Source organism: Yoonia sp. SS1-5 (assembly GCF_038443705.2).
Classification (GTDB): Bacteria; Pseudomonadota; Alphaproteobacteria; order Rhodobacterales; family Rhodobacteraceae; genus Yoonia; species Yoonia rhodophyticola.
This window is the reverse complement of record NZ_CP151767.2, coordinates 3,289,305-3,302,109: the sequence shown is the minus strand read 5'-3', so window position 1 is coordinate 3,302,109 and position 12,805 is coordinate 3,289,305. Positions and strand designations below refer to the sequence as shown.

At 59.0% G+C, this 12,805-nt stretch carries 12 protein-coding genes; 8 read left to right on the top strand and 4 right to left on the bottom strand.

Going from position 1 to position 12,805, the window contains the following annotated elements:
• Nucleotides 1-40 precede the first annotated feature (40 nt).
• From AABB31_RS17680 to AABB31_RS17670, 3 genes are all read left to right on the top strand, one after another.
• Nucleotides 41-703 (top strand): SDR family NAD(P)-dependent oxidoreductase, encoded by a 663-nt coding sequence (locus tag AABB31_RS17680; RefSeq protein ID WP_342076888.1) that lies wholly within the window; start codon nucleotides 41-43, stop codon nucleotides 701-703.
• Nucleotides 700-2,223, top strand: a complete 1,524-nt coding sequence (locus tag AABB31_RS17675) for a cryptochrome/photolyase family protein (protein WP_373635087.1) — start codon at nucleotides 700-702, stop codon at nucleotides 2,221-2,223. The genes AABB31_RS17680 and AABB31_RS17675 overlap by 4 nt, the downstream gene beginning before the upstream one ends.
• A gap of 76 nt (nucleotides 2,224-2,299) precedes the next feature.
• Nucleotides 2,300-3,478 (top strand): phytanoyl-CoA dioxygenase family protein, encoded by a 1,179-nt coding sequence (locus AABB31_RS17670; protein WP_342076889.1) that lies wholly within the window; start codon nucleotides 2,300-2,302, stop codon nucleotides 3,476-3,478.
• 35 nt (nucleotides 3,479-3,513) lie between these two features.
• Here AABB31_RS17670 and AABB31_RS17665 read toward each other — a convergent pair whose 3' ends face one another.
• On the bottom strand, nucleotides 3,514-4,182 hold the full coding sequence (locus AABB31_RS17665; protein ID WP_342076890.1) for a class I SAM-dependent methyltransferase: 669 nt from the start codon (nucleotides 4,180-4,182) through the stop codon (nucleotides 3,514-3,516).
• A gap of 76 nt (nucleotides 4,183-4,258) precedes the next feature.
• Nucleotides 4,259-4,693 carry a DUF6326 family protein gene (locus tag AABB31_RS17660; protein WP_373635086.1) on the bottom strand — a complete coding sequence of 145 codons (435 nt, stop codon included), beginning with the start codon at nucleotides 4,691-4,693 and terminating at the stop codon, nucleotides 4,259-4,261.
• Nucleotides 4,694-4,788: 95 nt separating this feature from the next.
• Here AABB31_RS17660 and AABB31_RS17655 point away from each other — a divergent pair, with 95 nt between their 5' ends.
• Nucleotides 4,789-5,706: a LysR family transcriptional regulator gene (locus tag AABB31_RS17655; protein ID WP_342076892.1), complete on the top strand. Its 918-nt coding sequence runs from the start codon at nucleotides 4,789-4,791 to the stop codon at nucleotides 5,704-5,706.
• A gap of 95 nt (nucleotides 5,707-5,801) precedes the next feature.
• Here AABB31_RS17655 and AABB31_RS17650 read toward each other — a convergent pair whose 3' ends face one another.
• Nucleotides 5,802-7,214, bottom strand: a complete 1,413-nt coding sequence (locus AABB31_RS17650) for a 2-isopropylmalate synthase (protein ID WP_342076893.1) — start codon at nucleotides 7,212-7,214, stop codon at nucleotides 5,802-5,804.
• A gap of 153 nt (nucleotides 7,215-7,367) precedes the next feature.
• On the opposite strand from AABB31_RS17650, the gene AABB31_RS17645 reads away from it, so the two are divergent.
• The 3 genes from AABB31_RS17645 (at nucleotide 7,368) to AABB31_RS17635 (ending at nucleotide 10,364) form a co-directional block, all read left to right on the top strand.
• A complete protein-coding gene (locus AABB31_RS17645; RefSeq protein WP_373635085.1) occupies nucleotides 7,368-9,029 on the top strand; it encodes an NAD+ synthase in 1,662 nt (553 codons plus the stop codon).
• A gap of 68 nt (nucleotides 9,030-9,097) precedes the next feature.
• A complete protein-coding gene (locus AABB31_RS17640; RefSeq protein ID WP_342076894.1) occupies nucleotides 9,098-9,910 on the top strand; it encodes a dienelactone hydrolase family protein in 813 nt (270 codons plus the stop codon).
• A 25-nt stretch (nucleotides 9,911-9,935) separates the two neighbouring features.
• A complete protein-coding gene (locus AABB31_RS17635) occupies nucleotides 9,936-10,364 on the top strand; it encodes a DUF1801 domain-containing protein (protein WP_342076895.1) in 429 nt (142 codons plus the stop codon).
• A 10-nt stretch (nucleotides 10,365-10,374) separates the two neighbouring features.
• On the opposite strand, the gene AABB31_RS17630 is transcribed toward AABB31_RS17635, so the two are convergent.
• Nucleotides 10,375-11,286: an MBL fold metallo-hydrolase gene (locus AABB31_RS17630; protein WP_342076896.1), complete on the bottom strand. Its 912-nt coding sequence runs from the start codon at nucleotides 11,284-11,286 to the stop codon at nucleotides 10,375-10,377.
• 149 nt (nucleotides 11,287-11,435) lie between these two features.
• Between AABB31_RS17630 and gltX the strand changes: the two genes are divergently transcribed.
• Nucleotides 11,436-12,758: a glutamate--tRNA ligase gene (gltX, locus tag AABB31_RS17625; RefSeq protein WP_342076897.1), complete on the top strand. Its 1,323-nt coding sequence runs from the start codon at nucleotides 11,436-11,438 to the stop codon at nucleotides 12,756-12,758.
• Nucleotides 12,759-12,805: the final 47 nt, after the last annotated feature.

The following is a 12,805-nucleotide window of genomic DNA, read 5'->3' as shown; positions in this document are numbered from 1 at the left end:
GTGGCGCTATGTGCCCGAGAGTCAAAGAAAGAGGTGTCCGGTGAAAGCGTTAATTATCGGGGCGAGTGGCGGCATAGGCAGTGCAATCGCAGATCAATTGGAACATGACCGGGTCGACGTCACGCGTTTGTCCCGATCCGCAGACGGGTTTGACGCGGGCAACCCGGGCTCCGTTGATCGGGCGTTGGAACGGCTGAGCGGCCCGTTTGACCTGATCTTTGTCGCGATCGGCATTTTGGCCCCACTCTGGGGGTCGCCGGAAAAGACCCTGAGCGCGATCAAGGCCGAAGACATGGCGCGGGTGATGTCGGTCAACGCCATCGGCCCGGCGCTGATCATGCGCCATGCCGCGCGCCTGATGCCCAAGGATAGCCGCGCGGTGATTGCCACGCTGTCGGCGCGGGTGGGGTCCATCGGCGATAACCAGATCGGCGGATGGTATTCCTACCGGGCGTCAAAGGCGGCGCTGAACCAGATCGTGCATGGCGCCGCCATCGAACTGGCGCGCACCCATAAGGACAGCATCTGTGTGGCCCTGCATCCCGGCACGGTCGAAACAAAGTTCACCGAAGATTATGCCGGACGGCACAAGACGGTCCCGGCGACAGAGGCCGCGCAAAACCTGATCAAGGTGATGAAAAAGCTGACCCCTGCGCAGACCGGTGGCTTTTACGACTATTCCGGTCAAGAGGTGCCTTGGTGAGATTGGTTCTGGTTCTGGGCGATCAATTGTCGCCAAACCTGTCGGCATTGGAAAAGGCCGACAAGACCAATGATATCGTTATCATGGCAGAGGTTGGCGAAGAAGCGGCCTATGTCCCGCATCACCCCAAGAAAATCGCGTTCACCTTTGCGGCGATGCGTAAATTCGCCGCCCAATTGCGCGATGATGGATGGCAGGTCGCCTACACGCGCCTCGACGATCCCGAGAATACCGGCTCTATCACAGGTGAACTGATCCGGCGTGCGTCCGAACATGATGCGGCCGGCGTCGTCTTTACCGAACCGGGCGAATGGCGGCTGATCACCGCCTTGGGTGAGATGCCGCTAAAAACCCATCAACTGCCGGACACGCGATTTATCGCAACACATGCTGATTTTGAGGCCTGGGCGGATGGCCGCAAGCAATTGCGGATGGAATATTTCTACCGCGAGATGCGTCGTAAAACCGGGTTGTTGATGGATGGCGACCAGCCCGAAGGCGGCAAATGGAACTACGACCACGACAACCGCAAGCCACCCCCCGACGCCGTTGATTTTGGCGGGCCGATGTCCTTTCAGCCCGACGACATCGTGGCCCAGGTTCTGGACCTGGTCGAGGTGCGGTTTGGCGATAATTTCGGAACGCTGCGCCCCTTCTGGTTTGCAACCGATCGCGGGTCCGCCAGACGGCATCTGGCCCATTGGATCAAACGCGGCCTGCCAAAATTCGGCGATTTTCAGGATGCCATGCTTGACGACAACGCCTTTCTCTATCACGCGGTGATCGGCCTTTATATCAACGCAGGTTTGCTTGATCCGTTGGACGTCTGCCGGCAGGTCGAACAGGCCTACCGCGATGGTGACGCCCCCCTGAACGCGGTTGAGGGGTTCATCCGTCAAATCATCGGTTGGCGTGAATATATGCGCGGCATCTATTTTCGCGAAGGTCCCGACTATGTCGCGCGCAACGGCCTAGGGCATATGCGCAAGCTGCCGGCGATGTATTGGGGCGGTGACACCAAGATGGCCTGTATGGCAAAGGCAATCGGCCAGACAAAGGCCGAAGCCTATGCACATCATATTCAACGTCTGATGGTGACCGGCAATTTTGCGCTATTGGCCGGGATAGACCCTGCCGAAGTGCATGAATGGTATTTGGCCGTCTATGCCGATGCCTATGAATGGGTCGAGGCCCCGAATGTGATTGGTATGTCCCAATTTGCCGATGACGGGATCATTGCATCCAAACCCTATATCTCGTCGGGTAACTACATTCACAAAATGTCCGATTATTGTGGCGGCTGCGCCTACAAGGTCAAAGACAAGACCGGCGCGGATGCCTGCCCGTTCAATCTGCTTTATTGGCACTTTCTGGTGCGCCATCGCGACCGGTTCGAGGGCAATCCGCGCATGGGAAATATGTACCGGGTCTGGGACAGGATGGCGGATGACCGTCAAGACACTGTTCTTGCCGATGCAGATGCCTGGCTGGCGAAACTGGATGATGGCGCGCCGGTCTGATCAAAGACCGTCGCATCAGGGACCAGACAAATCACGCAAGACCCGCTAAGCTGCGCTGCAGGTCGGGGGGACGCAGATGAAAGACAATAACACAACGACGCGGGGCTATTTTGACCCGGCGGATTGCGATGCCGCAGCATTTGCCGCGCTGATCGCGCAGGATACGACGGCCGAACAGGTGCCGTTTGCATCTGATATCCAAAAGAAGATTCCGATTTACGCGGTTCAAACGCTTGCTGATGTGCTGGCCGATCCGGCCCGCCGCAAGGCGCTGATGGCCGAATGGGCCAGGGTCATGCTGTCGGGTGCCGGTATCGTGGTGCTGCAGGGGGCCTATGCGGATACCGGCGTGTTGGATGAGGCGACAAAGGTCTATGAGGCAATTATTGCGGCTGAAAAGCTATCGGGTTCCGGCGGCGATCATTTTGCCGCTGCCGGTGCAAATGACCGGGTCTGGAATGCGCTGCAAAAGCTGTGCGTGCAGGCACCGTCAGTCTACGCGCGCTATTTCGCGAACCCGGCCATTGCCGCAATTTGCGAAGCCTGGCTTGGCCCGGGCTATCAGATGACCGCGCAGGTCAATCTGGTCCATCCGGGTGGCGCCGCGCAGCAGGCCCACCGCGACTATCATCTGGGCTTTCAGTCTGCATCGGCAGCCGCCCACTTTCCGGTTCATGCACATGATCTGTCGCCACTGCTGACGCTACAGGGGGCCATCGCCCATTGCGACATGCCTGTCGAAAGCGGGCCAACCCAGCTTTTGCCATTCTCGCAGGCCTACCGCCCCGGCTATGTGGCGTTTCGGCAAGACCCCTTTCGCGCATTATTTGATGCGCACGCGGTCCAAATCCCGCTGACCAAGGGCGATGCCGTGTTTTTCAACCCGGCGGTGTTTCACGCCGCGGGGGCCAATAAAACCGGCAACATCCACAGGCTGGCCAATCTGTTGCAGGTCTCTTCCGCCTTCGGGCGCGCCACAGAAGCGGTTGATCGGCACGGCATGTGCAAGACGATCTACCCGATCCTTGCCGCGGCCCGGAAAGATGGGCAGCTGGACCCCGCAGAGGTCGCCGCCCTGATCGCCGCCACTGCCGAGGGTTACGCGTTTCCGACCAATCTTGACAGCGACCCGCCGGTCGGCGGACTGGCCCCGGAAAGCCAGCAGGCATTCTTTCACCGCGCACTGGCAGACGGGATGAGCCCGTCCAGCTTTGCCGCAAAGCTGGACGAAATGGCCCGGAAACGTTTGCCCTAACGGGCGACACATTAAGGCAGAACATACCCCGCGGATCAATCAACCAGCGGTTTGCGCCCGACATAGCCGATACTGAAACGACGCGTGGCGGATTGCTTGTCCAGCGGGATTGCGCGAACGGATGTCAGCCCGCCGTGCCGTAGCCAGCCGATTGCGGTGGGCGTATCAGCCTTGTGGGTGCGCCATTTCAACTGGATATAGGCGCCGGTTGATGACTGCCGGGTAATACAGCAGATCAGGATCCCCCCGGGGCGCAGAACCCGGAATATCTCGGCAATGGCCTGCTGCGGCTGTGGCAAATGTTCGATCACATGTGCGGCAAGAACGACATCAAAGCTGTCATCCGCATAGGGAAGTGCGGTCAGATCGGCCTTTGCGAGGCTGACATCCATGCCCAGTTGGCCCAACCGCGCTGCGGCCGCCCGCAACATACCGGTCGAAATATCCACGCCCGCCGCCTCGAACCGCCTGCCGATACAGCGATGGAATGCCTCTGTCATGGCGCCCGTGCCGATGCCTGCATCGAGGACCCGCAGGTTGCCGGTAGGCTGCTGATAGCGCGGTTGCCGAAATATTCGGGCAATCAGACGCTCATAGGCTTGCTCGAACCCGTGATGCTGGATCATGGCGTGCCAGCTGTCGGATTGCCGGTCATATCGGCTGGCCAGGATGTCGGGATCGTAAGGCTGGCGATCAATAGACAATTTCCAGCTTCCAAATGACCGCGAGTAGACCGGCAAATACGGTGGGGAGGCCTGCGGCGCATCCGGCAAAAACCTTTCAGGTCGCATGGTGACCTCCGATCTGCCTGGTGGCACGGGGGGCGGTCTGCCACCGCCAGGCCATGACAAAGATGGTGATGAACGCGCAGATTTCCACCACCGCAAAAAAGTAGTCATCGGGGTCGTTTGGCGCGATATAAAACGTCCCCAGAATGGCGACGGGTACCATCACAAGGTTCAACAGGCGGGCCCAATATGGGGCAAGCAAGCCAGACAGCAGGAAAACCAGCAGCAACAGTTCAACCGCAAACGCGCCAAAAAACAGCACGCTCTCGGACATCGGGTTGCCATTCACGTAACCCGACAGGATTTCATTGATGGTCGCAGCCATCGTCATTTCATGGATATCGCGAAACAGCATGTTGAGGATCGCAAAGAGCCATAACAGCGACAGGATTTTCCCGCGATCATCGGGATGGTTTGATCGAAACATCATTCTCTCCGGTGAAATTACACTGGAGCCACATCTCGTTTATTCTATTTTCGAATGGAATTGACCAAATTCCGATCATTGATATACGAAAAACCATGAACTGGGATGCGATCTCATTTGACTGGAACCATATCAGGGCGTTCCTTGCGACGGTGGAACAAGGGTCGCTGTCAGGTGCTGCACGCGTGCTTCGGCAGACCCAACCGACCCTCAGCCGCCAGATTTCAATGCTGGAAGATGCCTTGCAGCTGACGCTGTTCGAAAGGGGAACCCGGGTCATGCAACTGACCGATGCCGGGTCAGAACTGCTGGCGCATGTGCGCGGCATGGCGGATGCCGCCACCCAGGTGTCGCGTGTTGCTGCGGGCCAAAGTCAATCCGTCGAAGGCATCGTCCGGATCACGTCAAGCGATGCGATGGCCGCCTATGCGCTGCCGCGCTGCCTGATATCATTGCGGCGCACCCATCCCGGGATCAGCATTGAGCTGGTGCCGTCAAACGAGGTAAGCGACCTGACACGGCGCGATGCCGATATTGCCATTCGCCACGTCCGCCCCGCGCAGCCGGATCTTGTGGCCCGTCGGATCGCAGATATAGAAATATCGCTATTTGCATCGGCGCAGTATCTTGATGCCTTGGGCGCACCGGCGACTCTTGCTGATTTCGCCGGTGCGGATTTCATTGGATACCAGCAACCCGAACGACTTGTCCCGCAGATCACCGCGATGGGTATACCGGTCACAAAGCAGAATTTCGGGATCACAACCTCGAACGGCAGCACAATGTACGAGCTTGTGCGTGACGGTGCCGGCATAGCCTTTCTGCCGACCGTGGTTGCCGAGGGCCGCCTTGGACTAAAACGTATCCTGCCGGATGCACCGACCTTTAATATGGAAACATGGCTTGTCACCCATCGCGAAATCCAGACCAACCGGCGCATCCGGCTGACATTTGATCACCTCGCCGCGGAACTGGACAAAGACGGATGGTCCAGCCTTATCGCCCGGTCCTGAAATATGACATGATAAAGCCTTTCCGCATCACCAGCGCATGAAAAAGCCCCGCCTGAGACAGGCGGGGCCGTTTCAAATGCGTTGTATGGCCGCGATCAGTTGCCGCCATTTGTCTCCGAGACAAGCGCGCCGTCCGACCAGATGCCTTCGCTTTCCTGACCGTTGGCAAATGTCATTGTGCCTTCGCCTTCGCGGCGGCTGCGGACAAATGCGCCTTCATAGACATCGCCATTGGCATAGGTCGCGACACCTTGGCCGTTGATATCACCATCAGCCCATTCACCCACATAGGTGAAACCATCGGGCATCGTGATTGTTCCGGTGCCGTGGCGTTGCCCATTCAGGAAGGCCCCTTCGTAGACTGTGCCGTCAGCATAGGTTGCGGTGCCGGTGCCGTTACGCTGCCCATCGGCCCATTCGCCTTCGTAGACGTAGCCATCAGCGTAGGTCATCGTGCCGGTGCCGTGGGTCTTGCCGTCCTTGAACTCGCCTTCGTAGACAAGTCCGCTTTCATAGCTCAGCTTGCCCGTCCCGTTGATCACGCCACCAACCCAGGTGCCTTCATAGACAGACCCGTCCGGATAAGTGATCTTGCCGGTCCCATCCGCAACATCGGCGGCAAATGTGCCGACATAGACGGACCCATCAGGATAGGTGACTTCGCCCTCGCCTTCGATCTGGCCGTCTACCCATTGGCCGACATAGCGGTATCCGTTGGTCCCCTGAAACGTTCCGGTGCCGTCGCGCCGGTCATTTGCAAATGATCCTTCATACGTGTCGCCATTCACATAGGTGACCTTGCCGTCGCCCTGGCGCTGGCTGTCAACCAGCTGGCCTTCATAGATGTCACCATTGGCATGGGTCAGGATGCCCGCGCCCTCGATCCGGCCATCAACCCATTCGCCGACATAGATGACACCGTCAGCCATCTGCATGCTGCCGTTTCCGTCCCGCTCGCCGGCGACAATGTCGCCTTCATAGACGGACCCATCAGGGTAAGTGATCTTGCCGGTGCCTTCCTTGACGCCATTGACCCATGCGCCTTCGTAGACATAGCCATCAGGGCTGGTCATGGTGCCAGTGCCATTATGCATCGCGTTGCGGAATTCGCCTTCGTACACCACACCGTTGGTGTAGGTCATCTTTCCGTTACCGGTCATGTTGCCGTCGACCCAGTCGCCCTCAAAGACGCTGCCATCGGCAAATGTCATGGTTCCGACGCCTTCCGGCTTGCCCGCCACAAAGCTGCCTTCGTATAGCGAGCCGTTGGGGAACCGGGCTGTGCCCTGGCCGCGAATCTCTCCGGCGACCCACTCGCCAGTGTACTCAAAGCCATTCGGCAGACGATATGTCCCGATACCATCCTGCTTGCCATCGACGAAGGTTCCTTCGTAGATGCCACCGTCATCGTATTGTTTTGTTTGGACATCTTGGGCCTGTGCACCCACTGCCAACCCTGCTGTCACAAGGGTAATGGCTACACCCCGCCTCACACCAAACATCGTCATTCCTCTCTCCCCTCGGCTATTCGCTGAAGCAGCCTAGATCAGGGTCTGCATCCTGACAACGCTTAAGGTCATGCGTTTCACAGGTTCAGGCCGCATTCGGCTTTCACTCAATTCCAATTCTGGTAAAGCATGGCAGCGCTTTGGGACAAAACTATGACAAAAACGTATCGACTGACGATGGCACAGTTAAATCCGACTGTGGGCGATATTGTGGGAAATGCGACACAGGTTCGCGCCGCCTGGGCCGAAGCAAAGGCCGCCAGCGCCGATATGGTTGCACTGCCCGAGATGTTCATCACCGGCTATCAGGCGCAGGACCTGATCCGCAGACCGGCCTTTGGCGCCGAGGCGATGCTGCATATCCGGACCCTTGCACTGGATTGCGCGGATGGACCGGCCATCGGTATAGGCGGCCCGCTCTGGGAAGAGGATCGGCTTTATAACGCCTATTTCATCCTCAAGGGCGGCAAGATCGCCGCGACCATGCGCAAGCACTTCCTGCCGAACTTCAACGTCTTTGATGAAGTCCGGCTGTTCAAAAGCGCCGATATCGCGGGGCCGGTTTCGGTTGGTAACGATGTCCGGATCGGATGCCCCATCTGCGAAGACGCCTGGTATCCTGATGTCTGCGAGGCGATGGTCGAAAGCGGCGCCGAAATTCTGGTGATCCCCAACGGGTCACCTTACTTCCGCGACAAGTTCCCCATCCGCATGAACAAGATGGTCGCAAGGGTGGTCGAGAATGACGTGCCCTTGGTCTATTTGAACATGGTGGGCGGTCAGGATGACCAGATGTTCGATGGCGGGTCGTTTGTGCTGAACCGCGGTGGTCATCTGGCCTTGCAGATGCCGGTCTTTGAAACCGGGCTTGCACATGTTGATTTCACGCTGACCAAGCAGGGCTGGGAAGCACAGCCCGGCGACAAGGCAACCCTGCCCGACAGTCTGGAACAGGACTACCGGGTCATGGTCGAGGCGTTGCGCGACTACCTGCGCAAAACGGGATTTGGCAAGGTCCTGCTGGGCCTGTCGGGCGGTATCGACAGCGCGATCGTGGCCACAATCGCCACCGATGCAATCGGCGCCGAGAATGTGCGCTGCGTGATGCTGCCGTCTGAATACACCTCGCAAGGGTCGCTGGATGATGCGGCGGCCGCTGCAGATGCGCTGGGATGCCGCTATGACACAGTGCCGATTTCCGGCCCGCGCGATGCCGTCACCGCGTCATTGGCCCCCCTGTTCGAAGGGTTGCCTGCCGATCTGACCGAAGAGAATATTCAGTCCCGCCTGCGCGGCTTGCTGCTGATGGCGCAGTCGAACAAATTTGGCGAAATGCTGCTGACCACAGGCAACAAATCCGAGGTCGCCGTGGGCTATGCCACGATCTATGGCGACATGGCAGGCGGCTACAACCCGATCAAGGATATGTACAAGACCCGCGTCTTTGCGACGTGCCGCTGGCGTAATGCCAACCACCGCCCCTGGATGAAAGGCCCCGCGGGCAAGGTCATCCCCACGGCGATTATCGACAAACCCCCGTCGGCCGAGCTGCGCCCGGATCAAAAGGATGAAGACAGCCTGCCGCCTTATGATATCCTCGACGGTATCCTGAAAATGCTGGTCGATGACGAGCTTTCGGTCGCTGAATGTGTGGCCGCCGGCTATGACCGGGACATCGTCAAGAAGGTCGAACACCTGATCTATATCAGCGAATACAAGCGGTTCCAGTCTGCCCCCGGCCCGCGCCTGTCCCAGCGTGCCTTCTGGCTGGACCGGCGCTATCCTATCGCCAACCGGTGGCGCGACAGCACCTGACAGGCTCGTGATTTGCCTACCGGCTGATCCGGGCCGACATTGGGACCGACCAGACAGATGAGGCCCCGATGCAGTTTGCCCGATATCTTCTCTCGATTGCCCTGATTGCCTTTCTGCCAAATGCCGGCGCGGCATGCGGTATCGAGACTGACTGCAACGTCGCAGGCGGAACATATCGCATTGATACGCCAGGTGGCGGGCCGACCGGGGCGATACTCTTTGCGCATGGGTATCGCGGGACAGCTGCAGGCACGATGCGCAATGGGCGGTTTCGCAGCATGGCTACAGATATGGGGCTGGCCTTTGTCGCGCTGGATGCAGGGCCGGGTGATGATTGGCAATTGCCCAACGCCCCGGGTGACAATGCCGCCGACGGCCAAGCAAACTTTGCCTATGTTGCCGCTGTGGTGGATGATCTGGCATCGAAATACGGGTTGGGCCGCGATCAGATCATGATCACCGGGTTTTCGGCCGGTGGCATGCTGGTCTGGAACCTCGCCTGCGCACGGCCTGATCTGGCGGGTGGTTTTGCCCCGGTTTCGGGCACCTTCTGGCTGACCCCGCCAGACACATGCGCAAATCCCGCTGCAAGTATCATCCATATGCATGGTGACCGCGACACAACTGTTCCGCTGGGCGGACGCCAGATTGCCAACACCAAGCAAGGCGATGTGGCCGAAGCACTTGGGTTCTATCAGGCGTTTGGCGGGTTTACGGATACCTATACCCGCCCCGGCCCGGGCCTGTCCTGCGATGGCCGGACCAATCCTGCCGGCGACATTCTGGAGTTCTGCCAATTCGAAGGCGGTCATTCCTTCAGCCGGAACTACGTGCAGGATGCGTGGAACCGGTTTGTGCAGGCCGGGCAGATTTCCCAATAGACCAGCCCCATGCTATGTTTTGCGCATGGCCGAGAACAAGACACAGTTTAACGACGTCTCCGTTGCCGATTTCCTGAATGCGGTGCCGCATCCGGTGCGGCAGGCGGATGCACGCGCGCTTGATGCGATGTTCCAGCGGGTGACCGGCTGGAAACCACGGATGTTTGGCCCAACCATCATCGGCTATGGGCAATATGCCTATACCTATGAAAGTGGGCATTCCGGCGTGTGTCAGGCCACCGGCTTTAGCCCGCGCAAGGCCAATCAGGTCTTGTATATCATGCCCGGATATCAGGATTTCGGCCCAATTCTGGACCGGCTGGGGAAGTGCAAGACCGGCAAATGCTGCCTTTACATCAACAAGCTGGCCGATGTGGATCTGGCAGTGGTCGAAGAGCTGGTGGCCGCGGGTCTCGAAGATCTCAAAACCCGCTGGCCGGTCAGCGGGACCTAGGGTCAGGACCCTAAAGTAGCTGATAGCTATGCGGCACGTAGTGGAACCCGCCTTCGCCGCGGGTGTCGATATAGCCCATGCCGGGGAATGGCATGTGATAACCGATCACCGGGAATTTGTCCGCTGCGGCCATATCCATCAGGGTCCTGCGCGTCGCGGCGGCGGCAGCCTTATCCATATCGAACCGAACCTCCCAATCCGGGTAGGCAACCGACCAGACATAATGGTTGGCCGCGTCGGCCATCAAAAACAGCTGCTTGCCGCCGCTTTCAAGCATATACCCCATGTGGCCAGGCGTGTGTCCGAAGGCCTCGACGGCTGTCACGCCTGATCGAACGGCGTCACCACCACCGATGAAACTGAACTTTTCAACCAGCGGGCGGACCTTGGCCTCGAACCCTTCATTTTCGGCCTGCGCCCAGGCATCATATTCGACCTGACCCGTCACATAGGCCGCGTTGGCGAAGGTTTCGTTGCCACTGGCGTCGGTCAGCCCGCCAATATGATCGCCATGCATATGCGTGATGACAACATGGGTGACCTGATCAGGCGCATACCCTGCGGCAGCGAGGGCAGCAGTCAGCCCGGCAGCGGCGGTGCCGGTATCAAACAGAATGACCTCCGCCCCGGTATTCACCACCGTTGGGGTGAAAAAGAACTGGGCCGCGTCAGTTGGCAGAAAGTTGTCGGCGCTGACGGTTTCAAAGGTCTCGTCATCAACATTCAACCCAAAGATCTGGTGCGGGTTTTCGACGCTGCGCTGACCGGCAAGCAAGGTGGTGACCTGAAATTCGCCAAGGTTAAAGTGGCGGTGGGTCGGGGCCGCTGACGCCGCATGCCCATCGGCAAGGGCGATTTGCGGGGCAGCGGCAAGCGGCAGGGCGGCTCCGGACAGGAGCGTTTGGCGACGTGTCAGGGTCATGCGTTTAACCTTTCATGTGTTTGCGGACAGAACGGTAGTACGACAGGCCGCAGCTTCAACCGACAGTTTCGTGAACGGCCACCGGACCGGGCGCAAACTGGACATCTGCCCGCCCGCATGCTCAAAGCCGCATAACAAAGGATGATCCCATGACCACCACCAGATTCGCGCCCTCTCCCACTGGCTGGCTGCATATCGGCAACCTGCGGGCCGCATTGTTCAACTACTGCATCGCCCGGCAGAGCGGCGGCACATTTGTCCTGCGGATTGACGACACCGATGCGGAACGGTCCAAGCCCGAATATATTGACGGGATCAAGGATGACCTGACCTGGCTCGGCCTGACCTGGGACAAGATCGCCTTTCAGTCCAAGCGTATGGACCAGTATCTGGCAGCCAAGCGAAGGCTGATCGACTTGGGGCGGCTCTACGAGTGTTTCGAAACCCCGACCGAGCTTGATCTGAAACGCAAAAAGCAGCTCAATATGGGCAGGCCACCTGTCTATGACCGGGCAGCGCTTGATCTTTCAGAGGACGAGAAAGACAAATTGCGGGCCGACCGGGGATCACACTGGCGGTTCAAACTGGATCATGCGCGGATCGAATGGACCGACGGGATTATCGGGGATATCTCGATTGACGCAGCATCCGTGTCGGACCCGGTCCTGTTCAAGAACGATGGGCAGATCCTTTATACTCTGGCCTCGGTGGTCGATGATATCGACATGGGGATCACTGATATCGTGCGTGGGTCTGACCATGTGACGAACACCGCAACCCAGATCCAGATGATCACGGCACTGGGCGGTGCGGTGCCACGATTTGCGCATCACTCCTTGCTGACAGGACCACAGGGCGAGGCTTTGTCAAAGCGTCTGGGCACATTGGCGCTGCGGGACCTGCGCAAGCAGGGGATCGCGCCCGAGGCAATCCTGTCGCTGATGGCACGGCTGGGGTCATCCGATCCGGTTGAATTGCGGGCATCCGTGGATGAGGTTGTGGCCGGGTTCGACCTGTCCAAATTCGGCTCTGCGCCGACGAAATTTGACGCCGCTGATCTGGGGCCGTTGACGGCACGGCATCTGGCGACACTGGGCCACGACGCCGTCGCCGACGTTTTAACGTCGGCTGGCGTGCCGGACGATCTGGCAGCACCGTTCTGGAATGTGGTCCGCGACAATATCAACGGGCTTGATGATGTGGTGGGCTGGTGGCAGCTGTTTCGCGATGGGGCGACGCCGCTGGTCGCAGACGAGGATCGCGATTTCATCGCCAAGGCATTCTTTCTGCTCGACAGCCCGCCCTACACGTCGGACACTTGGGCAAACTGGACCGCAGCCGTCAAAGAGGAAACCGGCCGGAAGGGCAAGGGGCTGTTCATGCCGCTGCGCAAGGCCGTCACCGGTCGCGAGCGCGGGCCAGAGATGGCCGATGTCATGCCACTTTTGCAGACCAAACCCACGTTAGGATAAAAGTTGACAGACACGCAGGCCAAATTCACCCAAGGAAGCCTGTTTCG

Bases quoted from the DNA above. Each gene is read 5' to 3' on its own strand.
- AABB31_RS17630 (WP_342076896.1), bottom strand. From the start codon at position 11,286: ATGACCCTGACACGTCGCCAAACGCTCCTGTCCGGAGCCGCCCTGCCG.
- AABB31_RS17660 (WP_373635086.1), bottom strand. From the start codon at position 4,693: ATGTTTCGATCAAACCATCCCGATGATCGCGGGAAAATCCTGTCGCTG.
- AABB31_RS17635 (WP_342076895.1), top strand. From the start codon at position 9,936: ATGGCCGAGAACAAGACACAGTTTAACGACGTCTCCGTTGCCGATTTC.
- AABB31_RS17650 (WP_342076893.1), bottom strand. From the start codon at position 7,214: ATGACGATGTTTGGTGTGAGGCGGGGTGTAGCCATTACCCTTGTGACA.
- AABB31_RS17645 (WP_373635085.1), top strand. From the start codon at position 7,368: ATGACAAAAACGTATCGACTGACGATGGCACAGTTAAATCCGACTGTG.
- gltX (WP_342076897.1), top strand. From the start codon at position 11,436: ATGACCACCACCAGATTCGCGCCCTCTCCCACTGGCTGGCTGCATATC.
- AABB31_RS17640 (WP_342076894.1), top strand. From the start codon at position 9,098: ATGCAGTTTGCCCGATATCTTCTCTCGATTGCCCTGATTGCCTTTCTG.
- AABB31_RS17655 (WP_342076892.1), top strand. From the start codon at position 4,789: ATGAACTGGGATGCGATCTCATTTGACTGGAACCATATCAGGGCGTTC.
- AABB31_RS17670 (WP_342076889.1), top strand. From the start codon at position 2,300: ATGAAAGACAATAACACAACGACGCGGGGCTATTTTGACCCGGCGGAT.